This is a genomic window from Luteolibacter algae (genome assembly GCF_042683045.1).
Lineage (GTDB): Bacteria > Verrucomicrobiota > Verrucomicrobiia > Verrucomicrobiales > Akkermansiaceae > Luteolibacter > Luteolibacter algae.
This window is the reverse complement of sequence record NZ_JBHUIT010000001.1, coordinates 65,020-88,326: the sequence shown is the minus strand read 5'-3', so window position 1 is coordinate 88,326 and position 23,307 is coordinate 65,020. Positions and strand designations below refer to the sequence as shown.

Below are 23,307 nucleotides of genomic sequence, written 5' to 3'. Positions count from 1 at the left end.
GTATTTATGTGCGAAATATGTCTTCCGATAGACGTATTCAATCATTCCCTAACACCATTAAAAACCCTATGTATTCACGATTAATAGCCTTTATGGCTCTACCTACAGCATTGCTGGCGGAGGATTTGACCAAACCTATTGCTTCTCCCGATCTCGTTTTTGAGGAAAAAGACGGGGTAGTCTCAATCGAGGCGGAGCATTTTATCGAGCAGACGCTGATCGACAAGCGTGCCTGGTATCTTACCACCAAGGCGCAAACTCCAGACATCACACCCGATGGGGATCCCAGCTCTATCGCGGGAGCATCCGGCGGTGCCTATCTGGAGATCCTGCCGGATACCCGCAGAACACATGCCGACAAATTGATTGGAGGGGAAAACTTTACCGAATTGCAGGGAAAAATCGCAGTCCTGTCCTACAAGGTCCACTTCAACAACCCAGGCAAATACTGGCTATGGGCACGCACCTTCACTACCACTTCCGAGGACAATGGCCTCCACTTTGGCATTGATGGCACATGGCCGGATACCGCCAAGCGCTGGCAGACAGTCACGAAGAACAAATGGCACTGGCGCTCCGCACAGCGCACGGAGAAAGTCCACATCGGCGTCCCCGGCATCCTCACCCTGGATGTCCCGAGCGCTGGCGTCCACACGATCCAGGTCTCCATGCGCGAGGACGGGATCGCCCTCGATAAAATCCTTCTGGCGAACACCCGGGAATTTTCCCCGGACGGTCTCGGTCCAGCTTCAGTGATCAAGTCCGGAAAAGCACCCGCCGCGTTTGAATTCGTCGAAGCAGCTGAGGCACCGGAAGCCCCAGAAGCACCTGCCCGGCACGACGACGCGCAGGCGGAAATTTCCGCGGATTCCTTCGATGTCAGCGGGAGCGGCTACTACCTGGATCAAGGCAAATGGCTGGCGATCAACCCAGAGCAACGCAAAACCGCGAAAATTGCCACCGCATCCCCCTTCCCGCTTGGAAAATATGATGTCACTCTGAAATCGGTCGGAGAAAGCGACGGCAGCTCGACCTACAGCGTTTTCGTCAACGGCAGGAAGATCGGCGATCACACTTGCCCAATGTCCGACGAGACTTTCGACGAAGGTGAGAAATACCATGCGACTTTCAAGGGAATCACCATTGAGCCCGGAGACGTGATCGAAGTCAGCTCCACGGTTGCTTCCGCAGATGGCAAGGAATGGTCGCGTGCTCGTTGGTCCGGTCTGAGCTTTGCTCCCGCTGATGCGGCGACTGCCGCGGCCATGAAAAAAGCTCCCGCCGGTGAAATGGCGGCAAAACCAACTGGTCCCGCCCTCCAGCAACCGCGCCAACCCGATGGCGATGGCGCCGTAACCATCTCCGGCGAGATGAAACAATGGCACAAAGTTTCCCTCACACTCAGCGGTCCATACGCCCACGAGCTGGACAACTCGCCGAACCCTTTCACCGATCAATCCTTCTGGGTCACCTTCACCCACGAATCCGGCGAACCGAATTACACCGTCCCGGGCTACTTCGCTGCTGATGGAAATGCCGCTGAAAGCTCCGCGGAATCCGGGACGAAATGGGTCGCCAATCTTTCTCCGGACAAGGCGGGAACATGGAATTACACCATTTCCTTCCGCAGCGGAGAAAAGGCGGCTTTCACCCCCGGGGAAGGACAGGCACTTGCTCCTTTCGACGGGAAAACCGGCTCCTTCACCATCGGCGAGAGCGACAAATCTTTTCCGGACTTCCGAGCGCGCGGACGCCTGGCATACGTGGGCAAGCATCATCTACAGTTTCAGGGAGATAAGTCCTTTTTCCTGAAAGCCGGAGCGGACGCACCGGAGACACTCCTCGCTTACACCGAATTCGATAATACCCAGGCACGTAAGAAAAACGTCCCTCTGAAAACCTGGGCACCTCACCTTCAGGATTGGAAAAACGGTGACCCGACTTGGAAAGACGGCAAAGGCAAGGGCCTCATCGGTGCTCTCAACTACCTCTCGGAAAAAGGCATGAATGCCTTCTCCTTCCTTCCCTACAACGTGTCCGGGGATGGTGACAACATCTGGCCATTCGTTGCACCAACCGACAAATTTCATTACGACTGCAGCAAACTCGATCAATGGGGAATCGTTTTCAGCCACGCGACGGCGAAAGGTCTCTACCTCCATTTCAAACTCCAGGAAAACGAAATGGACGATGACAGACTCGGCCAAAAAGAAGGCGGAGGCCCTGTCGCAGCCTCATTGGATGGTGGAAAACTCGGCCCGGAGCGCATGCTCTACTGCCGGGAGCTGATCGCCCGCTACGGCCACGAGCTTGCGCTCAACTGGAACATCGGGGAGGAAAACACCCAGTCCACACAGGAAATCAAGGATATGATCGCTTACATCCGGGCGACCGATCCCTACCAGCATCACGTTGTCCTCCACACCTTTCCCAATCAGCAGGACAGGCAATACGAGCCATTGCTCGGCTACAAGGGGCTGTCCGGCGTATCTCTCCAAAACGAGTGGAGCAAGGTCCATAATCTGACGGCAAAATGGATCAAAGCTTCCGACAAGGCCGGCAATCCATGGGTGGCGGCGAACGATGAACAGGGCTCCGCTGTGGAAGGCGTGCCACCGGATCCGGATTATCCAGGCAACACAAAGGCAAAACACAGCATCGACGATATCCGCAAGCTCACCCTTTGGGGCAATCTCATGGCTGGCGGCGCAGGTGTGGAATACTACTTCGGCTACAAGCTGGCCCAGAACGATCTCATCGCGGAGGATTGGCGCTCGCGCGAAAAGTCCTGGAATTACGCAAACATCGCTCTCTCATTTTTCCGGGAGCAGGAAATTCCTTTCCAGGACATGACCTGCCGCGATGAACTGCTTGGCAATACCAAACAGGATAACTCCAAGTTCTGTTTGGCAAAAGATGGCGAGCTCTATCTCGTTTATCTGCCCAAGGGTGGATCAACGGAGATCCAGCTCCCGGAGGGTGATTTTACATCCGCTTGGTTCAATCCCCGCAATGGCGAAATGCAGGCAACAACCGACCTTAGCGGAGAAAAACTCTCAGCTCCCGACGAGGAGGATTGGCTGGCCATCATTCGCAGGAAGTAAGCCACCCCGGTAATTCCCTGATCCGCCGGATTCCCTCATCGGAGTCCGGCGGATTTTTTTTGCCCCGGCACCAGAGCGATTTTGCCACCATATCAATACATCCCGGCACCGATCCTGACTTGACGTGAAGGGCAGGGCGGACGGATGATCCCCGCCCGATGAGTGACCTAGAACGCCCCTATTCCAGTTTGATGCTTGATGGCCCGGACCGCGCCCCTAGCCGGGGAATGCTATATGCCGTAGGCTTTAAAAAAGAAGATTTCTCCAAGCCGCAAATCGGCGTGGCCTCCACCTGGAGCCAAGTCACCCCATGCAACATCCACATCGACAAGCTTGCCATCGAGACCTCGAAAGGCGTCGATGCAGCTGGTGGTAAAGGTGTCATTTTCAATACCATCACCATTTCCGACGGTATCTCCATGGGCACCGAAGGGATGAAATACTCGCTTGTCTCCCGCGAAGTCATCGCAGACTCCATTGAAACCGTTGTAGGCTGTGAAGGAATGGACGGCTTCGTAGCCATCGGTGGTTGCGATAAGAACATGCCTGCCTGCGTAATGACCATGGGTCGTATGAACCGCCCGTCGGTATTCGTCTATGGCGGCACGATTCTCCCTGGCTGCGGCAAAATCAAGGGCGAGGAGAAGGATCTCGATATCGTTTCCATTTTCGAGGCTGTCGGCAAACACGCCAATGGCGAGTTCTCCGATGAAGAGCTGGAGCACGTCGAGTCCTGTGCAATCCCGGGCCCGGGCTCATGCGGCGGCATGTATACGGCGAACACCATGGCCAGCGCGATCGAAGCGCTCGGCATGTCCCTGCCAAACAGCTCATCCCAGGCAGCCATTTCCGATGACAAAATGCGCGATTGTTTCGATGCGGGTGCGGCAGTCCTCAATCTCATCAAGCTCGGCATCAAGCCACGGGACATCATGACGAAAGAGGCATTTGAAAACGCCATCACCGTCCTCATCGCCCTCGGTGGCTCCACCAATGCCTGCCTTCACATTCCGGCGATGGCTCACTCCGCCGGTGTCGATATCACATTGGATGACTTCGAGCGCATCGGGAAAAGAACCCCGGTTCTGGCTGATCTCAAGCCTTCCGGCAAATATGCCATGGTCGATCTCGTTCGCATCGGTGGCACGGTTCCTCTGATGAAAATGCTTCTTGATGCAGGCCTGCTGCATGGTGACTGCATGACAGTCACCGGCCGCACGCTCCGCGAAAATCTTGAGAAACTTGCCAAGCCATACCCGGAAGGCCAGGAAATCATCCGCCCTCTCGACAACCCGATCAAAAAAGACAGCCACCTGCGGATTCTTTACGGAAACCTTGCCGAGCAGGGTTCGGTTGCCAAAATTTCCGGAAAAGAAGGCGAGATTTTCAAAGGCACCGCGAAGGTTTACAATTCCGAAGATGAAGCGATGAAAGCGATTCTTGCCAAGAAAATCGGCAAAGGCGACGTAATCGTCATCCGCATGGAAGGTCCTAAAGGCGGTCCTGGCATGCGCGAGATGCTGGGACCCACCGGTGCCGTCATGGGCATGGGGCTTGGCAAGGAAGTCGCGCTCATCACGGATGGACGTTTCTCCGGCGGCAGCCACGGCTTCGTCGTCGGTCACATTACTCCGGAAGCCTACGAAGGCGGCACCATCGGTATTCTTCAGGATGGAGATGAGATTGAAATCAACGCCATCGACAACCGCATCAGCGTCAATCTTTCGGACGAGGAAATCGCCACCCGTAAGGCAAACTGGGTCAAGCCAGAGCCCCGCTACAAATATGGAGTTCTCGCCAAATACGCGAAACTCGTGACAAGCGCCAGCGAAGGCGCGGTAACGGACAAAGGCTTATAGGCACCCGGCGGGTCCAATTCATAAAAAAGGAGCGGTGAAACCCACCGCTCCTTTTTTTGTGCCCGAGCACTAAGGATTCAATGGATCTCGGTAATGCCTTTGAGCTCGGAAAAACTAATCCGGCGCATGGTTTCCAAAAACTCACGCATATAGGCAGCTCCGGCACCTTCCGCGGTTGTCGCGGAATATAGATTGGCGAACAAGCCACCTTTCCGAATCGGGCGCGAACTCACATACTCGCGGTCCAGGAACGGCTGCACCGCCCAACCAGGCATCGCCGCGATCGCTCTACGGCTGGCTACAAGCTGCAAAATGCCTACAGTTAGTTCTGTCATCCGCCGTGGAGGATCAATACTTGCTGGCTTCAAAACCTCACGGATTACATCTATCCGCTCGTCGGGAATCGGATAGGTGACGAGCGTTTCATCCCGGAAATCCCGCGCAGTCAGATAAGCTTTTCTAGCGAGCGGATGCCCTCTCGCAAGCAAAGCCAGCACTTCGTATCGGAACAAAGGATGATAGACCACACCACTCCGGGGCTTTGCGGAGGACACGATAACCAAATCCGCCTGACCTTCAGCCAGCAGCCCCGTCGGATCCGGTTGGAAACCCGAGACCAGATCCATCTCTACTTCCGGCCAGCCTTCGCGAAATGCGTCCATACTCGGCATCAGCCAATCAAAGCAGGAATGGCACTCGACCGCGATGCGAAGCTGGCCCGCCTTTCCTTCCGCAATTCTCGCAACATCGCGTTCCGTCTGCTTCAGTGTCTTTTCGATTTCATACGCGCTACACAAGAGGCGCTCGCCCACGGGACTGAGCCGCAGCGGATTACTTTTTCTGTGAAAAACCTCCGCTCCTACCATTTCCTCCAAGGCTTTCATTTGTTGGGAAAGCGCAGGCTGCGAAAGGTTCAGATGCTTTCCCGCCTTTGAGAGGTTCCCGGTTTCCGCAACGGCGATCAGTGCGCGAAGGTGTCGTATTTCAATCATTTGGCAAATTCCTAATCATAAGCATTTCGAATGACGATCCTAAAAACAATGCGTTATGCGAATAATCATAGATCCTCCATGATGGACTCACTATGAACCGCATCCTGACACACAACCTCGGCTACCCGAGAATCGGAGAAAAACGTGAGCTGAAAAGAGCAACCGAATCCTACTGGAAAGGCCGTATATCAAAGCCGGAACTCGAAGCAGCCGCCGCAAGGTTACGGGCTGAGAACTGGCGGAAACAATCCAAAGCCGGGATTGATCTCATTCCTTGCAACGACTTTTCCTTTTACGATCAGGTTCTCGATACCACCTGCCTACTGGGAAATATTCCGCCGCGTTTTCGCTGGGATGGGAATGAAACCAGCATCGATACCGCGTTCCTCATCGCCCGCGGCCAAACCAAGGCTACCGATACATCGGAAGCCACCTGCGATTGTCAGTCCCAAACTGTCAGCACTTTCGCAAGTGAGATGACGAAATGGTTCGATACCAACTATCATTATATTGTTCCCGAGTTCCGGAGTGATACCACCTTTAAGCTCAGCTCGTCCAAAATCTTCGATGAGTTCCTGGAAGCAACTGCTTTCGGACATCGGGCAAAACCCGTTTTGCTCGGACCTGTAAGTTATCTGACTTTGGGCAAGGTTCAAGATGGCGCCGATTTCGATCGGTTCGAGCTCTTGGAAAAACTTCTTCCAGTCTACGAGGAGATACTCGCAAAGCTTGCCGCATCTGGTGCCGAATGGATTCAACTCGATGAGCCGATCTTTTCACTGGATCTCAGCGATCTGCAGCGATCCGCAATACACAAAAGCTATCAGCGGCTCCGCACTGCCGCCTCTGGAGCAAAGCTGATTGTCGCCAATTATTTTGGTGAACTCCGGGATAATCTCCCTCTTTTTCTCTCACTCCCGGTCGCCGCACTTCATCAGGATGCCGTGCGCGGCGTGGAGGAAATCGATCGGCTGATCTCCGGCTTTCCTTCGGATAAAATTCTTTCACTGGGAATTGTGGACGGGCGGAATATCTGGAAGAACGACTTCGACAAATCATTTTCCATCCTCGAGGGAGCCAAGGAAAAGCTCGGTCCGGAGAGATTATGGATCGCACCATCCTGTTCGCTTTTACATACGCCGATTACGCTTGAAAATGAAGCAGAACTCGATCCGGAGATTCGCGATTGGCTCGCCTTTGCGGATGAAAAATTGATGGAACTCTCGGTGCTGGCTCGCGCACTTTCCGGTGGGAGCGTTAGTGCCGAACTCGAACTGAACCGCGCCTCCCAGCTAGGTAGGGAAGAAAGCACCAAGATCCACAACCCGCGGGTAAAAGCGAGAACCAGCTTCATCATCCCCGAGGACTCCCGCCGCAAGTCGCCGTTTTCCGAGCGCCGGAAACTGCAACGCAAGAAGCTCATGCTCCCGCTTTACCCGACAACAACAATAGGTTCATTTCCACAAACCGACGAGGTGCGGGCTGCCCGTGCGAAATGGAAAAAGGGAGACCTAAGCGGACAGGATTATGAGCATTTTCTTGAGCAGGAAACACGGCGCTGTGTGGAATTTCAGAACGAAATCGGGATCGACATGCCGGTCCACGGAGAGTTCGAGCGCAACGACATGGTCGAGTATTTCGGCGAGCAGCTGGAAGGTTTTGCATTCACCTCAAATGGTTGGGTGCAAAGCTATGGAAGCCGTTGTGTGAAGCCCCCGATCATCTACGGTGATGTCCGTAGACCGAAGCCGATGACCGTCCGCTGGGCGGAGTTTGCCAGCGCTTTGACCAATAAGCCCATGAAGGGAATGTTGACCGGCCCCGTGACGATCCTTCAGTGGTCCTTTGTCCGAGACGATCAAGCCAGGGACATCACCACGCGCCAGATTGCACTGGCAATACGTGATGAGGTGAAGGACCTCGAAAGTGCGGGAATTGCTGCAATTCAGATTGATGAACCAGCGATCCGTGAAGGCTTGCCGCTGCGGCAGGCCGATTGGGAAAGCTATCTCGGCTGGGCGGTGGAAGCCTTCAGATTGTGCTCGAGCGTGGTTCGGGATGATACCCAGATTCACACCCATATGTGCTATTCGGAATTCAATGACATCATCGAGGCCGTAGCGGCAATGGATGCGGACGTGATCACCATCGAGACGTCCCGCTCGAATATGGAACTACTGGATGCTTTTGTGGATTTCCGCTACCCGAACGAAATTGGCCCGGGTGTCTATGATATCCACTCGCCGCGTGTTCCCACTGTCAAAGAGATGGAAAATCTGATCGAGAAAGCTGGAGGACTCATCCCGGCAGAAAACTTGTGGGTCAATCCCGATTGTGGTTTGAAAACCCGTGGCTGGCCGGAGGTGAAAACATCTCTTGAAAACATGGTCACAGCGGCCCGGAATCTTCGCAAAAATTCGGTTATGGAAGTTGCATAAAAGAAACGGGCGGCATCTCCGGATGCCGCCTTCACTTTAGTTATTCAAAGCCTGGTAAAGTTCCCAGGCGGATCTTTCAACCCAGTTTCGGGCAAGCTTGCCATCACGAATTTCCCATATGGCGATACCTGTGAATTCAATCGGGCGATTGTCCGCCTCCGTTCCGAGCATCCCTCCGTTTCTACCTCTCGCCACCCAGCGACTTACGATTCTAGTGCCATCTTTGCTTTCAAAGCAGTCCAGATTATCCAGTCGTAAATGCCTGGTCTTTTGCTGGAAGCTAGCAACCCATTCCTTGAACTCATCCCGTCCGTTTACTTCATGGCCAGCCGAGGTAAGGATAAAATCCTCCGTCATCAGCTTATCGATTAACCCTGGATCATAGGGTGGATTCCAAACATTTTCCCAGAACTGAAGAACGAGGTGGCGACCCGTCGCACCATTTTCAAGCGCATCCAACGCATCGAGGATACGCTGGGGTTCCGCCCGGCGCCGGTAATCGGCATCGGCAAACGCATAGGTGACGATCCCGTCCGATGAAATGACATAGGTTGCCGGGAGTGGCAGACGATCCGCAGCAGTTATTCCACTGCGTTCGCTCAAATTGAACTTCTCCTGATAACGCTTCCGGGTCTCTTCATTGAGAGGAAACACCAATCCAAATTTTTCTGCCACCGCATGATCTCTATCGGTAAGCACCTCAAAATCCAATCCATGTTCCTCCACGGAAACTGCGGTTGTATCCGGCAGTTCCGGGCTCAGTGCCACCAGTGTCGCGCCAAGCTTTTTGATCTTCTCATTCTCCTTCGCAAGCGCTGCGAGAGCGATATTGCAATACGGACACCAGCCACCGCGATACCAGGTGAGGACAACCGGACCGCTAGCCAATAGACCAGCCAGATTCACCTCTTCGCCCTCATGGTTTCTCAACGTGAAGTCCGGGGCTTTATCCCCCACCTTCAATACCGTTCCGTAAATTCCGGATTCTTCCAACTCAGCGAGAGCCTGGTTCTGACTCTCGATCAACTCGGCTGGTGCCTGCCTGGCGAAAGCCTCTTTCCGCGCATCAAGCTGATCCTGTAAACCTTCTGCGGAGAGCAAACCAACCGCGCACCCCACGACCGCAAGCAGATGAACTAATTTCGAAAATGACATGCATCAGGCTCGACCATGAAATGTAACAATCAAGCGATTAACGATCGCTATCACAACCAGAAGCCAGACAGAAACGGCAGCTTCGAGAAATCGCCTCGATCGCGAAATCGATTTCGGCAGTAGTAATTGCGAGTGGAGGCATGAACACGATTGTATCGAGAATATTTCTTGTAATGAGCCCGTGATCACGGGCTTTCAGCGTGATTTTCTCACCCAGGCCTTTTTCAAATTCAATTCCCGCAACAAGACCACACTGACGGATCTCTTTGATCTGAGAAAATTCGGATTCCAGTTTCGCCAGGCTTTTCGCGAGGTATGAAATTTTCTCCGGCAAGCGAGCGAAGACCTGGTCTTTTTCGAAAATCTCCAGCGACGCCAGAGCCGCGGCACATCCAATGGGGTTGGCTGTATAACTATGTCCGTAGTAAAAGGCATTCTCCGCCCCACCAAGAAACGCGGAATAGATTTCTTCTGTTGCCAGTGTCGCAGCCAGTGGCACCGTGCCACCGGTGATACCCTTCGCCACACAGAGAAAATCCGGAACCACCTTCTCCTGCTGGCAGGCAAACATAGTTCCTGTCCGTCCAAATCCCGTCATCACCTCATCAAGGATCAGGTGAACTCCATTCGCAGTAGCCCATTCGCGCAAGCGGGCAAGCATACCTTCCGGCCACGGACGCATTTCATTCACCCCCTGGATCAGCGGCTCTATCACGACAGCAGTCACAACCGTGGGATCAATCCTTGAAAGCTCCTCCAGTGATGAAAGAAAGTTTGTCTCAAAACCCAACGATTTAAAGCGGGAGAAAAATCGATTTACTCCGCCCAAGGAGGCAGCTCCCAGAGTATCTCCGTGGTAGGCATTATCGAAAGCGAGGAATTGTCTCCGCATTTCCTGCCCGGTCTGCAGGCGAGATTGGAGCGACATTTTCAGCGCAGCTTCCACAGCCGTTGAGCCGTTATCCGAAAAGAAGACCCGCGAGAGAGTCCCCTCGGGAAAAAACGCGACCAGCTTTTCAGCCAACTCGGAAGCAAGAGGATGGCCAAGACCGAGATATGAGGAATGATCGAGAGTCGCTGCCTGTTTGGCAATCGCTTCCACTATCTCCGGGCGGCAATGCCCATGGATATTCGTCCAGATCGAGGAGTTCCCATCGAGGTATTTGTTCCCGTTGGAATCGTAGAGCCACACGCCTTCGGCACGCTCTATCATCAGCGGAATATGCTCCCCGGCACACCATCTCTCCTGAGGGGTAAATGGGTGCCAGCAGTGGGCTTTGTCGGCAGATATCGCATCACGCATCGGGAAAGCAATAAACACGCCCGACGACAAAATGAACTAACTAATTTCAGGCGATGATGTCTTTGATCACTTTCGCGGGTTTCACTCCTATGAGTTTCTGATCCAGCCCCTGGAACTTGTATGAAAGCCGTTTTGCGTCGAAGCCGAAAAGCTGCAGCATCGTGGCATGGAGATCTCTGACCTGCACTGGATCTTTCGCCACCTGATAGCCCATCTCATCGGTTTCGCCATAGGTGATACCGGGTTTCACTCCGCCGCCTGCCATCCAGATCGTGAAGGCGTTGGGATTGTGATCGCGTCCCAGGAATTTCGCGGTATTGCTGCCGCGGTCTTCTTGCATCGAGGTGCGGCCGAACTCTCCTCCCCAAACCACGAGCGTGTCCTCAAGCATTCCCCGCTGCTCAAGATCGGTGAGTAATGCGGAGATTGGCTTGTCGATGGAATGGCATTTTTTGATAAAGCCGCCGTTGATCGCTTCCCCTTCGTTTGAGCCGTGTGAATCCCACCCCCAATCGTAAAGTTGGATAAAACGGACTCCGTTTTCCGCGAGGCGGCGGGCCAGCAAGCAGTTGTTCGCAAAGGACTCCCGTCCCGGGCTGGTGCCATACATTTCGTGGATGTGAGCAGGCTCATCATCAATGGACATCACTTCAGGAACCGAAGTCTGCATACGGTAGGCCATCTCGTATTGTGAAATCCGAGTGATTGTCTCCGGATCGCCGAGCTCCTCATAAGTCTTTTGATTTAGATTTTTGAGAGAGTCGAGGGCAGTGCGGCGGATGTCCGAAGAAATGCCAGCCGGGTTGGCAGCATTCAAAATGGGATCTCCAGTGGAGCGACATTGGACGCCTTGATAAACGGAGGGAAGGTAACCGCTGCCCCAGAGGGAAGAGCCCACGCGCGGGAGCCGCCCCCCGGAAATCAACACCATGAAGCCCGGCATATTCTGATTTTCCGTTCCCAGTCCCCACGTCACCCATGAGCCCATCGATGGGTTGCCGAGATTCGCATTTCCCGTCTGCACCAACAGCTGGGCAGGTCCGTGATTGAACTGATCACTCTGCATGCTTTTGACGATACAGAGCTTGTCCGCATGCTTCGCCAGCTCCGGCAGGCGGTCGGAAATCCATGCCCCACTATTACCATGCTGTGAAAATTCATACTGAGGCCCGAGCATCTTCGGAACCCCTTGGATGAATGCGAACCGCTGGCCTTCGAGATACTCCTTCGGACAATCCTTGCCATCGTATTTCTTCAGCATCGGCTTGTAATCGAATAACTCCAGCTGGCTTGGTGCGCCGACCATGTGAAGATAGATGACGCGTTTCGCCTTGGCGGCAAAGGAGGGTGAAAGCGGCGCCAATGGGCTGGCGGGATCGTGATTGATCTGCAATGGCCCCGCTGCGTTGGCGATGCCTTGGGAGGCCAGCCACATACCGCCGAGACCCGTTGTGCAATCGCGCAAAAATTCACGGCGGGTAGTATGCTGCAATTTCTCTGCCAGAAGTTTTTGAAAAAGATTCATATTGGAAATTCTGTGGGGGTTCGGGGTTTAGCGGGTGATAGCTTCATCCAGATTGAGCAGGACAGAAGCGAGCACCGTGAAGGCGGCTCCATCGGGAGTTCCGGCGATGTTTTTCATCAGGGTCGGATCGGCTTCGTATTGAGCTTCCAGATCATCGAAGAGGTTCTTCAGCTCCTCCAGCCGGTCTCGGGTGATCATCCGGGAGGTGCTCAGACGGTAGGCCCGGGATATCTTATCCTCAATGGCTCCGTCGGTTTGATACTTCATCCTTCTTGCAAAAGCTTCAGTGCATTCCTGGAATGCGGGATCGTTCATCACCGCGAGCGCTTGCACAGGTGTATTGGATGGCATGCGGCGCTTGCTGCACAGCTCACGGCTGGGGGCGTCAAAGGTAATAAACGTCGGATACGGTATACTACGTTTCCAGAAGGTGTAGATGGCACGGCGATAGCGCTGTGGATCACCTTCTGCCGGGGTTTCCCACTTCTGCTTGTCGAAGGGGGTCCATACTCCGGGAGGAAGCGGCGGATAAACCGGAGCACCACCGATTTTATCCGTAAGCAAACCTGAGACAGCCAACGCGGCATCACGCGCCATTTCACCGGTGAGGCGCTGCCGCGGACCGCGCGCGAGGAGACGGTTATCCGCATCCATTTCGTAAAGCCCGGGGCTCACCGCGCTGGCCTGCTGGTATGCGGCGCTGGTCACATATTTCCGTAAAAGCGTTTTCACACTCCAGTTCATCTCAGTGGAAAATTGCACGGCAAGAGTATCCAGTAGCTCCGGATGAGTCGGCTTTTCTCCCGCGCTGCCAAAGTCTTCCGGAGTCGGCACGATACCCACGCCAAAGAGTTCCAGCCAGAAGCGATTCACCGCGACGCGGGCTGTCAGCGGATTTTCCGGGGAGGCAATCCACTTGGCCAGATCAAGCCGGGAAGGCTTGGCGGAAACGGCATTGAGCGGAGGAAAAACATGGGGCGTGTCCGAGAATGGAATGACGTCCCCTTTGTCCAACCAGCTTCCACGATTGAAAAATGTTGTGACCCGCGCATGTGCGGGATCACGCTCCTCCATGATGGGAATCTTCACCGATGGAATCTTTCTCAATGCGGCGGAAGCTGCTCGGAGTTCTCCCGAACGCTCCCAAAATTCCTTACCTCTGAATGTCTCGATCCAGGATTCGTCATCGGTCAGCGCGAGACGTCCGCGTTTCGCAACGAGCGGAAAGGAGGAATTATACTTCCCGCCATTCGCTAAAATAATTTCAAATTGATCACCCTCCCCGAGAGCCAGGCTTTCCTTCAGAACAAAGGTCACGAAGCGGGGGCGGAAGAATTTGTAATAGGTTCCCCAGCCCGATCCACCTTTTTTGATTGAGCCATTGGGGTCATTCAAAGGATGTGCCTCATCCGCCACGGCGATGGCAAATTCGAGATTCTGCCTGGTGCCATCCGGAGAGATTTTATGAACGGTGATATTGGAAAGCTGGCCACCCCACTCCGCATCCGTGAGAGCCTTTTCCAGATTCTTCGGAAGATACGTCAGCCTCACAGCGGAAACTTTGTCCAAGCCATCCGGCTTTTGGGCGAGCAGATGATAGACGGCCGACGGCAAGGCATTATCAGTCGCGCGAAATTCCGCATAACCTTCTTCCATGACCACAGACATCTCGGCCTTCTCCGAAGAGGCCTCTAGCTGATCCACGGGAAACCATTCACTTGATTGATCGACCTCGCTCCACGCGGAAAAAATTTCCTCTTCCACCTCCCGGATCTTCGTCAGAAGATCATTGGCTTCGGGATATTTGCCTACCTCATATGGCACCGGAATGACCGGCGAGTGGTTCCCGGCATCCGAGTCTTTGGTGTTATTGAAAAAGCTCAGAAAATTGTAATATTCCTCATGTTTGATGGGATCATACGGATGGCTGTGGCACTGGACGCAGCCAAAGGAAATCCCCTGCCATGTCTCCCACGTGGTCGTCGCCCGATCCATCACCGCTTGCACGCGGAATTCCTCATCATCGGTTCCTCCCTCGCCGTTCGACTGCGTGAGACGGCTGAAAACGGTAGCGACCTTTTGCTCCAACGTTGAATCCGGGACCAGATCGCCAGCTAGCTGATCGATCGTAAACTGATCGTATGGCAGGTCCCGATTGAAGGCATTGATCAGCCAATCGCGGTATTTCCACACATCCCTTTTTTTATCCACACCCAGTCCTTCGGAATCCGCATAGCGCGCAAGGTCCATCCAGACAGAGGCCCAGCGCTCACCGAAGCCCGGAGAGGCAAGCAATCGCTCTGTTTCCTGTTCAACAGCTTTCGTAAAATTTTTCTTAGCGGCGGCTTCAAAAGCATCGAGCTCCTCCGCGCTGGGGGGGAGACCGGTTAAATCGAATGATGCACGCCTAAGCCACTCTGAGGGAGAGGCTTTCGGGGAAGGGCTTAGTCCCTTGCTCTCAAGCTTCGCCAGAATGAATTTATCGATGTCATTTTGCGCCCAATCCGAATTTTTGACACTCGGCTCATCATGACGCTTTGGTGCCACAAATGCCCAGTGTTCACCCCACTCCGCACCCTCGGAAATCCACTGACGCAAGGTCTCGACATCTGCGGGACTGAGACGTGGACCGTGATCCGGGCGCGGCATCAGATCATCCTCATCATCAGTCACAATCCGGGCAATCAATTCCGATTCCCCAGGTTTCCCTGGAACAACGACAGCTTTTCCCGACTCCCCTTTCCCAAGAACCTGATCACGGAAAATGAACGAAACGCCACCCGCTTCCTTCACACCACCGTGGCAGGAAACACATTTGGAATTGAGAATAGGCTGAACATCCCGGGTGAAGTCGATTTCTCCATACAAAGAAATCGGAGCAAGCGGAATAAGGGCAAATATGAGAGGGAGAGTTTTCAAAAAATCTAAACGTTGGAATTAGCAAAAAAGCTCAGCGGAAGATGCGGATCTCACTGATGCCGCCGGAATGGGGATCGTTTCTTCTCGGTGTGGGATGACGGTAATGACTGAGCACCACCAGCTTCACATAACGCGCGGTAACCGGGCTAAACGTGAAATCATGAAACGGAAAGGAATCCTCCCGGTTCAAATAATCGATGCGTGGTAAATAACCTTCGAGAAGGGGCGAAAAGATTTTGTTATCCTCGGAAACAAGAATCTCAAAATTTTCAACGCCACGATCATGGATGAGTCGATTGGAAGTATTCTGCAGGGAAATTTTGGAAAACTCCTGACTTTCCAATAGATCCACGGTGAATTCCCCATCCTCACCGTCGGGTGCCAGCCAGAAACTCCAGTCTCCCGGAACTCCGGAATCATTAAGCCGTCCATCGGTAACATTTTCCGGAGGGAAAATCGAGCCATGCGCTCTTACGCAATAACCCGGACTGAACACCGGTTTCCCTAACGCGAGATTATCCCGATCCGCAGGCGCACTCGAAACACCACGGGAAAGCCGGATGGGAGAGGAGTCCAGATCGCTAACCAGTTCTGTATCATTCCCGTTGGATAGGAGCGCCCTGGACTCTCCGTGGCGGAGGCGGGTCGTCTTGCTCTCGGATGTCTCCACATTGATCTCTCCTTCAAAAACCTCGGTGAGCACCACGGATTTCGAGCCATCGGAGCCGACCGCCACACCGAATCGGGTGCCTAGATCGATGAATTTCCCGCCCGGGGTATCGAGCTCAAACCCCTCGGCTCCGGGAGGTGCGTGAACGGATGCTCTACCGTGTGCCACGGTCAGCGCTTCCTTGCGATCAAGCTGGAAACGGCAGGGAGCTTCCAAGGTGACTTCCGCGCCGCTCGGATAAGTGAGCGTCAAAGAGCCGCGATGGATCTCGAAAGGCGTTTTTGCTTTTATCCTACCAGGGGTGAGTGCTCCTGCTCCGCCGACAGCTTCAAACTCTCCACCGGTCAGCATCGCCTTCGGTTCGCTCCAAATCATATTCAAACCTGCGAAAACCACGATCATCGCAGCGATTGCCAATAGAACCCTGGGGACAAATGGGGCGATTTTTCTTCTCTCCGCCACAGGTCTGTCCGCCAGCTGTGCAAAAGGGCCGGCAGCTGATCCGTCATCGCACTTATTCATCAATGCTGCATGCAGTGACATCGATTTCCGGTATTGGTCACGGGCGGATCTCGAGGCTTTCAACAATGAGTTAAACTCAATGCGCTCATCTTCCGTCAACCGGCTGTCGAAGAGTTTCTGAATGAGTATTTCCAGGCGATCCGGAGTCATGTGGATGAAAGATTTAGTTGTTGTTCGATACAGCTTTTGAGGGCATTTCGGATACGTAGTAGACCGAGAGATAGCGCGTTGGGGGTTTGCGAAAAATCAGCAGCCATTTCTTGCACAGAGGCACCCGGCTGGTAGCGGGCAAGAATGAGCTTTCGTTGCGGGGCGCTCAGCTTTCCGAGGCAGTGCTCAAGGGCCTTTTCCATCAATTCCCCATCGGGGATCTCACTCTCGGCGGCCAGAGTCTCCAGCAGGTCATCATCGAAAACATGGATGTCCCGTGCGCTATCGCGTCGGGCGGCTTTCACCTGGAACCACGCAATCGTTAACGCCCAAGGCAGAAAAGGTCGGCCGCGATCATACTCATCCGCTTTGTTCCACAGCACGAGATTCGTCTCCTGCAGCACATCCGCGGCCAGCGCGGCATCCGGCAGCAGCGAAAGTATATAGTGCTTCAGATCACGCTGATGCTGGACGATCAGATTGACAATGTGGTCCTCGGGATGTGGGTCTTTCGCTACCATTCTCTACTAAGTCTTACCAGCTTCAGCCGAAATCTTTCCACTTTGGTGCAAAAAAAATCCGCCCACTGGAATAACTCCAATGAGTGGACGACAACATGAGCTTCCTTATGGATTCAAAAGCCCAAGAAACGCTCTGCGGCCGCTCCATAGCAGAAAAAGCGAAAGCAGTGAGATCAGCACGACCGGAGGGTCGAACAAGCCGCCGCCCTTTGCCAGAAAGACATGGAAGGCCAGAATATTGATGATGATCGGACCAAGAACAAGGAGCCCGTAGTTTCTGGTCTTCGGTATAGCCACGAGGATACCACCGACGATTTCCAAGCACTTCACAAACGCCAGATAACCTGTGGTATACATAGCGCTCATGAATAACGCGGCTGCGGATCCTTCCTCCGGCGGCGGTAACGGGATGAATTTCAGAAAGAAATTCATCCCGAAGGTGAGGAATAACAAGCCCAGTAGGCCACCGATGACATTTGATATATTTTTCATAATTTTGATATTTCTGTTGATCATTTTTCTTGGATCTCCGGGTGTGGCTTAAGCGAGATCGAACAATAACGCCTCGGCATCCTCCACAGCAGTGAAAGCGATGTTTCCTGCGGTTTCAGAGCTGGCGGCATCACCTGCCAGTAGTTTGTCTCCTCCACTCGCCAAGGTTCCTTTGATAAGCTGAATCCACAGCCCACGTCCTTCCCGGAGCTCGTGGCTCACGCTTTCCCCTGCCTTCACCCGCAGACGATAAACATCCGCATCCTGGCGGATCGTTGCGGAGTTCTCGCGGCCGTCCGGGGAAATGACCAAGACCTTCGCCGCGTCTTCGGTATCTTTCCCCGGATGCCATTCCGTGTAGTTCGGTTGGAGACCGGTCGATTCCGGCTTGATCCAAATTTGCAGGAAATGGAGCGGATCGCTTTTCGATGGATTGAACTCGGAATGCGACACACCGGAGCCTGCGCTCATGAGCTGGATCTGCCCTGGCTTGAGCTCCCTGCCGTTTCCCATGCTATCCTTGTGAGCGAGCACGCCGGAGAGCACATAGCTGAAGATTTCCATATCCCGGTGAGGATGAGTGGGAAATCCGGCTCCAGCGCTGACGGTATCCTGATTGATCACGCGCAGGCTGCGGAAGCCCATGTGTCCGGGATCGTAGTAATCCGCAAAACTGAATGTGTGATAACTATCGAGCCAGCCATGGCGGGCATGCCCACGTTCTTCTGATCTACGGATAAGGAGTGAAGGAGTATTCGTTTTCATAACGGGATCAGAATGTCACGGGCTGATGGTTTCGCATAATATCACTTAGCTCCGAACTTGATGCCTTAAGGTTATAACCTTGCTATATATCTTTCTGATAAGCATGTTGCCGGATATGGAATTCCACCAGCTGAGGTATTTCGTGGCAGCGGCAGAGGAAATGAGTATTTCACGTGCCGCAGAGAGAGTTCATATTTCCCAACCTGCGCTAAGCCGCCAGATCCGCTTGCTGGAGGAGGAAATCGAACTCCTCTTGTTTGATCGGATCAAACAACGGATCCATCTCACCGAAGCGGGACGCTTCTTTTTATTGAAGGCCAGACAGCTTCTCTGCGATGCGGAACTCGCGGTGCAGCAGACGCAGGAAAATTTTGGCGATGTTCGAAGAACCCTGCGCCTGGGCTTTCTCTCGCCTTTTCTCGATGACTTGGTCGCACCTGTTGTCCGCGAGTTCCAACAACGTCATCCGAAATCAAAAGTCAGCCTCTTCGATCTGCCTCCACGCGCACAGCTTGATCGGCTTCGCCTGGGCGAATTGGATGCCGTGATCCTAGGAGACCTGGAGGATGACGAGAAATCCCTCTTCCATGTGAAACGGCTCTCAAAGCACCGCTTCATCTCTGTCCTTCCGGATAATCATCGGTTTGCAAAACGAAAATCCATCAAACTTGCCGAATTGAAGAAAGACAATTGGGTATCGCTCTCAAACGCTTTTTTCCCAAAACGCCGTGAATTTCTCCTCTCGATCTGCGAGGCGGCTGGATTCCTTCCAAACATCGTCTCCGAAGCTGATTCCCTGCCGATGATGCTCGCGGAAATCGGCACCGGGGGAGGGGTCGGACTCATGCCTGCGCATGCTGCGAAATTGCCTCACGCTGGTTGCGCTCTAATTCCGCTGGCTACCCCGGCAATCCACTCCGAGCTTCTTTTGGTGCGACCAAAATCCAACACTTCCAAAGAAATGGAGAGCTTGGCAGCTTTACTCATGGAGCGTGCTACCAAACTTTGATCGTCCATCCAGCCCGAAATCGTTTGGATTCCGGGCCCGATGAAACCTCCGAATCGGCTGCCGGTATTTTCAAGCGCCGGCTATAAAATTAGAGCGATCGTAATTACCCTGCCTGACTACTCCACCAATTCCGCGCCTTTGATCAGACGGCAGAATTCCTTTTTGGAAACCGCATGCAGTGTGCCCTCTGCGGCATCCGGGCTTGCAGTCTCCTTATATTGGATCGCGAGACGCTCCCAGATGACGATACGGAAGTATTTTTCGCCCTGTTTCCAGAGCTGACCTTGTTCGAGCTTTATCATAATTGGACGAGTGCGGGATCCGCGCCCAAGGTGCCGATAAGGCTCTCGCGGTAATCCGGCGTGTTAATCTTTTTCAGCTCTTCCCGGGCATTTGAGAGTCTCTCGGAGACTTTCAAACGCTCCAGTTCACTCTGGTAATTCGGCTTTTTGAGGAAATCTGTAAGGTAAGCGATATGTCTTTCCCAGAGGGAACGATCAACAACCACCTTTGCATCAATCCGGGCCTGATACCAATCCGATGCAATCAGGGATTCATAGGTGAACATACTGCGGATGGACGAATCATTGAGCGTTTTACCCTCATAGTTTCCATACGCCATGATATTTAGCAGAGCCTTCAGAGGCGGGCAGGCGACATCGATACTACCATCCTTGAAGTAGTTCAGAGCGACTTTTCTTTGGGTGCTGGTGATGTTATCGATACCATCGATATAGTCATCCATGGATTGCAGCTCAGGCTTGAGCATATCTTCAGTGAAGACGCTTCCCGGCGCGGAAAACATCCGTCCGAAGAATGTGGTCACGAAGCTCTCTGTGATACGATAACCGAGGCGGCTGGCTTCGATATTCTTACCTTCGTGCTCGAAGTCTTCGATTTTCTCCAAGAAGCCGTTCTCGATAAGATAAGCGGGCTCCCGTTCTTCGATAAACATCCGGGACCAAACCTCGGGGACCAGCAGTGAAATATCGTGATCTACCCGATATTTCCTGCCAATGTGGCCAGCCGCCGAGGTAAAGCCAGAGTAGCCGGTGAGAAGGTAGGAAACCAATGCGGCATTGACATCGTGAATCGGGAGGATTGCGTTGAAAGGACCCTTCGTCAGTGCTCCTTCGCTGCCGGCCCCGGTCGTTGACGGGCTTTTGCCGGTGAGGGAAGCAATGAAATCCATGAACAACTCGGGAAGTTCCTGATAGTGAATCGGGTTGTAAACCGCCAGAGCGCGGATTCCAGCTGCTTCATCCGGTGGATTGTTGCGGCGGCCTGCAAGAACGGAATTCACCGGCATCGGCACTGGTGCGTCCAGTGGCAAACGGCGGATGAAACGTGCACCTAACTCAGCCAGATACCCAGAGCGTGGATCTTCGAGATCCGGACGATTCTGCAGGTAGCGTGGATTCTTGGTTGGCTTGCCATCGACGATACGCGGCTGGTGGGAGCTGATGACATAGTCCGGGCTTTGCTTGCGGGTGAATTCACGCAGCATTTTCCGCATAGGCTTTGTGAATTGCTCGAAGCGGATTGCGTCTTTGACCATCGTATTCGCATCCGGGCGATTGATCGGCTCGTAGTTGGAAAAGAATGTGCCGAACTGGGAGAAATCACTCTCTGTCTTTTTATCATATCCACGGTGAATTGCATCGTCGGGACGCTGGAAAAGGCGGAATTCACAGTTTTTCACAAACTTGATCGACTCATTCCTCAGACCCGGATGAAGCCCCGGAATCGCTTTTCTGGGAACCACGATTGAGGCGGAAATATCATCCTCTGTCTGGATTTTCTTTGCTGGTGCGAAATCTTTGCGGATCCCGAAAGTCCGCCAGGAGTCATCTTCTGTAAAACCGACCCGTAGGTATTGGGAGACCAAACGTTGGCGGCGGTAGCTTAGTTCATGGCCAGGCCTGCCGTTGATGAGATCAACCGTGAAGCGTTTTTTCCAGTCGCTGCCCCAATCGGATTTGTAGAAGCGCTTGATGACCAGCACCAGATCGCGCACCGATCGATCGATCGTCTCGATCCAAGCATTATATTCATCTGTGTAGGCAGGATTCTGAGTGAAGAGCCTCAGCACGGATCCCAATGACCGCTCTTCACTAAGGAGAGGGCGCCCGGCCTTCGATGGATCGTGGCGGACTTTGTATCGATTGGAAAAATCGTAATTGATGATCGCTTCAGCAGCATCGAGATCCTTGCGGATATCACCGACGAGGACTGGCCCGGAAATCATCGCGTCCGAAAGGGATTTCGAAATCTCGGACTTGCCGCCACCCGATACTGTGCATGGCTTGTGGCAGAAGGTGCCCTCGGCGTTCGTGCCAATCAGGCGCCAACGCTGGCCGGTGGATGGCTTGACCATTTCCACTTTATAGCCGGACGGGAGGATGTAGGTGACACCCGGTTGCAGGGAAATTTTCTGCGGGCCATCATTGTTTGTCCACTCGACGGACTGATTGTGAAGATCGATATGAACATCTTCCGGCACATAGAAAAGATTCCGGAATTTCTTATCAATTCCATAACCTTCCGGTTGAAGATCAAAAAGATCTCCATATAGCTCCACGACATCGGAGAAACGGTGATCCACTTCGCGGGAATATTGGCTGAGTGTGAAATCCTCCCCCAAGTCGAAGCTCGGGAATGCGATGGCTCCGCCAGCATGCTCTTCCTCGGCATTGCCGAAAAGGTTTGCCGCATAGGAGAGCTGGGTTTTGACCTCTTTTTTGCAGTAACCGTAGTAGTTGTCCGCGATGAGCGTCACCACCACCCCGCGTTTGTCGCGGCAGGTGATCTTGAAAGCTCCACCGTCGTTGTATTTTTCATCCGGTGAAGACCAACACATGCCATCTGCCTTCTGTCGGTCTGTCGCATCCGCAATATTCGGAAGCCCGAGCTCCTTTTTCGTCATTGTCACCAGGTGGGGAGCGAGAATCACACAGCCACTGTGTCCGGACCAATGGACCGTATCGAGCCGGGCGTCATTGTCCGGAAGATACGGATCACCGGCATTTCCAAAAATGCTTTCCACAAAATCCAGATTACTTACTAGATTTCCCGGGGCAAAGAAGCGGACTTCCATGGATTTCTCGGGAGAAAAGCCAGGGACTTCCGTCATGACCATCGGACGAAGAAGCAATGAAACGAAAACCTTTGCCGGAGCTTCACTTGTGCCGGTGAATGGCAGAGTCATGATTTCCTCCGGTGGATTCAAGGCAGCGCGTAGGAGTTTTGCGAAAGTAATCTTCGGAACTTCTTTTTTGTCGGCCGGGACTGGCAGGCCACCTTCGGCAACGTGGAAAACTCCCTCGGTTGTGCGTCGATCAGAAGCAGGATTGTGACAGACTCCTTGATTGACGCGGTATGAGCTAAGAATCGATGACTTGAACTCATCTTTGTCCGGAGGAAGCGAAAGCATACGGGATATCCCGTGGCGCTCTGTGATCAAAGCTCCGGCAGGTAACAGCGACTGATGTTCCGGGAAAACTTCGTTGATGATCTCATCGCCGAGATATGAGCGGAGAAATGCATCGATGGAATGATCCACCGGGCAAAGATAATCGGAAAGCAGACGGGATTTTTCCTGAAAATTCGCAATCAAAGAACGCCCCAGATCAAGAAACGGGTAATCCTCCTCTTTTCCGACGATCGGATATCCTCTGGCTGCCAGCTTGAGATTCACAAATTCGCGCAGGCGATTTTCTTCATCTACAGAAGAGGTTGCCGGGCCCTCAGGGGTGAAACCGATTCGGTCTTTAAGAGTTTGCATAATATGATTCGAGTTTTCTGCCCTTCCGAGGGCGTGCGGAGACTAGTGGCTACAAGCCGGAGCGGCAACCATAGGCTGTGGGGAAATTGAGAAAGATGG

The 23,307-nt window shown here is 53.4% G+C and carries 15 protein-coding genes; 4 read left to right on the top strand and 11 right to left on the bottom strand.

Going from position 1 to position 23,307, the window contains the following annotated elements; translation table 11 throughout:
• Window positions 1-92 precede the first annotated feature (92 nt).
• Window positions 93-3,104, top strand: coding sequence for a DUF5060 domain-containing protein (locus ACFSSA_RS00390; protein ID WP_386817782.1), 3,012 nt, complete (start codon window positions 93-95; stop codon window positions 3,102-3,104).
• Between the two features lie 158 nt (window positions 3,105-3,262).
• A complete protein-coding gene (gene ilvD / locus ACFSSA_RS00385; protein WP_386817781.1) occupies window positions 3,263-4,963 on the top strand; it encodes a dihydroxy-acid dehydratase in 1,701 nt (566 codons plus the stop codon).
• Window positions 4,964-5,040: 77 nt separating this feature from the next.
• Here the strand turns inward: ilvD and ACFSSA_RS00380 are convergent, their stop codons facing one another.
• Complete coding sequence (locus tag ACFSSA_RS00380) at window positions 5,041-5,955, bottom strand: LysR family transcriptional regulator (RefSeq protein WP_386817780.1); 915 nt, start codon at window positions 5,953-5,955, stop codon at window positions 5,041-5,043.
• A gap of 92 nt (window positions 5,956-6,047) precedes the next feature.
• Between ACFSSA_RS00380 and metE the strand changes: the two genes are divergently transcribed.
• Window positions 6,048-8,393 (top strand): 5-methyltetrahydropteroyltriglutamate--homocysteine S-methyltransferase, encoded by a 2,346-nt coding sequence (gene metE, locus ACFSSA_RS00375; RefSeq protein WP_386817779.1) that lies wholly within the window; start codon window positions 6,048-6,050, stop codon window positions 8,391-8,393.
• 36 nt (window positions 8,394-8,429) lie between these two features.
• Here the strand turns inward: metE and ACFSSA_RS00370 are convergent, their stop codons facing one another.
• The 8 genes from ACFSSA_RS00370 to ACFSSA_RS00335 all read right to left on the bottom strand — a co-directional run bounded on the left by ACFSSA_RS00370 (window position 8,430) and on the right by ACFSSA_RS00335 (window position 18,415).
• Window positions 8,430-9,548, bottom strand: a complete 1,119-nt coding sequence (locus ACFSSA_RS00370; RefSeq protein ID WP_386817778.1) for a redoxin domain-containing protein — start codon at window positions 9,546-9,548, stop codon at window positions 8,430-8,432.
• A 37-nt stretch (window positions 9,549-9,585) separates the two neighbouring features.
• The gene (gene bioA / locus ACFSSA_RS00365; RefSeq protein ID WP_386817777.1) at window positions 9,586-10,869 is read right to left on the bottom strand and encodes an adenosylmethionine--8-amino-7-oxononanoate transaminase; all 1,284 of its coding nucleotides are present in this window, start codon (window positions 10,867-10,869) and stop codon (window positions 9,586-9,588) included.
• A 28-nt stretch (window positions 10,870-10,897) separates the two neighbouring features.
• Window positions 10,898-12,376, bottom strand: a complete 1,479-nt coding sequence (locus ACFSSA_RS00360) for a DUF1501 domain-containing protein (protein WP_386817776.1) — start codon at window positions 12,374-12,376, stop codon at window positions 10,898-10,900.
• A 27-nt stretch (window positions 12,377-12,403) separates the two neighbouring features.
• Window positions 12,404-15,295, bottom strand: a complete 2,892-nt coding sequence (locus tag ACFSSA_RS00355) for a PSD1 and planctomycete cytochrome C domain-containing protein (RefSeq protein ID WP_386817775.1) — start codon at window positions 15,293-15,295, stop codon at window positions 12,404-12,406.
• A 31-nt stretch (window positions 15,296-15,326) separates the two neighbouring features.
• Complete coding sequence (locus ACFSSA_RS00350; RefSeq protein ID WP_386817774.1) at window positions 15,327-16,637, bottom strand: discoidin domain-containing protein; 1,311 nt, start codon at window positions 16,635-16,637, stop codon at window positions 15,327-15,329.
• The gene (locus ACFSSA_RS00345; RefSeq protein ID WP_386817773.1) at window positions 16,634-17,158 is read right to left on the bottom strand and encodes a sigma-70 family RNA polymerase sigma factor; all 525 of its coding nucleotides are present in this window, start codon (window positions 17,156-17,158) and stop codon (window positions 16,634-16,636) included. Before ACFSSA_RS00345 ends, ACFSSA_RS00350 begins: the two co-directional genes overlap by 4 nt.
• Window positions 17,159-17,263: 105 nt before the next feature.
• Entirely contained in the window at window positions 17,264-17,650 is a 387-nt protein-coding gene (locus ACFSSA_RS00340) for a hypothetical protein (protein ID WP_386817772.1), read from the bottom strand.
• Between the two features lie 48 nt (window positions 17,651-17,698).
• Entirely contained in the window at window positions 17,699-18,415 is a 717-nt protein-coding gene (locus ACFSSA_RS00335) for a pirin family protein (RefSeq protein WP_386817771.1), read from the bottom strand.
• A gap of 115 nt (window positions 18,416-18,530) precedes the next feature.
• Here ACFSSA_RS00335 and ACFSSA_RS00330 point away from each other — a divergent pair, with 115 nt between their 5' ends.
• Window positions 18,531-19,424, top strand: a complete 894-nt coding sequence (locus ACFSSA_RS00330) for a LysR family transcriptional regulator (protein ID WP_386817770.1) — start codon at window positions 18,531-18,533, stop codon at window positions 19,422-19,424.
• 116 nt (window positions 19,425-19,540) lie between these two features.
• On the opposite strand, the gene ACFSSA_RS00325 is transcribed toward ACFSSA_RS00330, so the two are convergent.
• A complete protein-coding gene (locus ACFSSA_RS00325) occupies window positions 19,541-19,726 on the bottom strand; it encodes a hypothetical protein (RefSeq protein ID WP_386817769.1) in 186 nt (61 codons plus the stop codon).
• Window positions 19,723-23,208: a hypothetical protein gene (locus ACFSSA_RS00320; protein WP_386817768.1), complete on the bottom strand. Its 3,486-nt coding sequence runs from the start codon at window positions 23,206-23,208 to the stop codon at window positions 19,723-19,725. The genes ACFSSA_RS00325 and ACFSSA_RS00320 overlap by 4 nt, the downstream gene beginning before the upstream one ends.
• Between the last annotated feature and the right edge of the window lie 99 nt (window positions 23,209-23,307).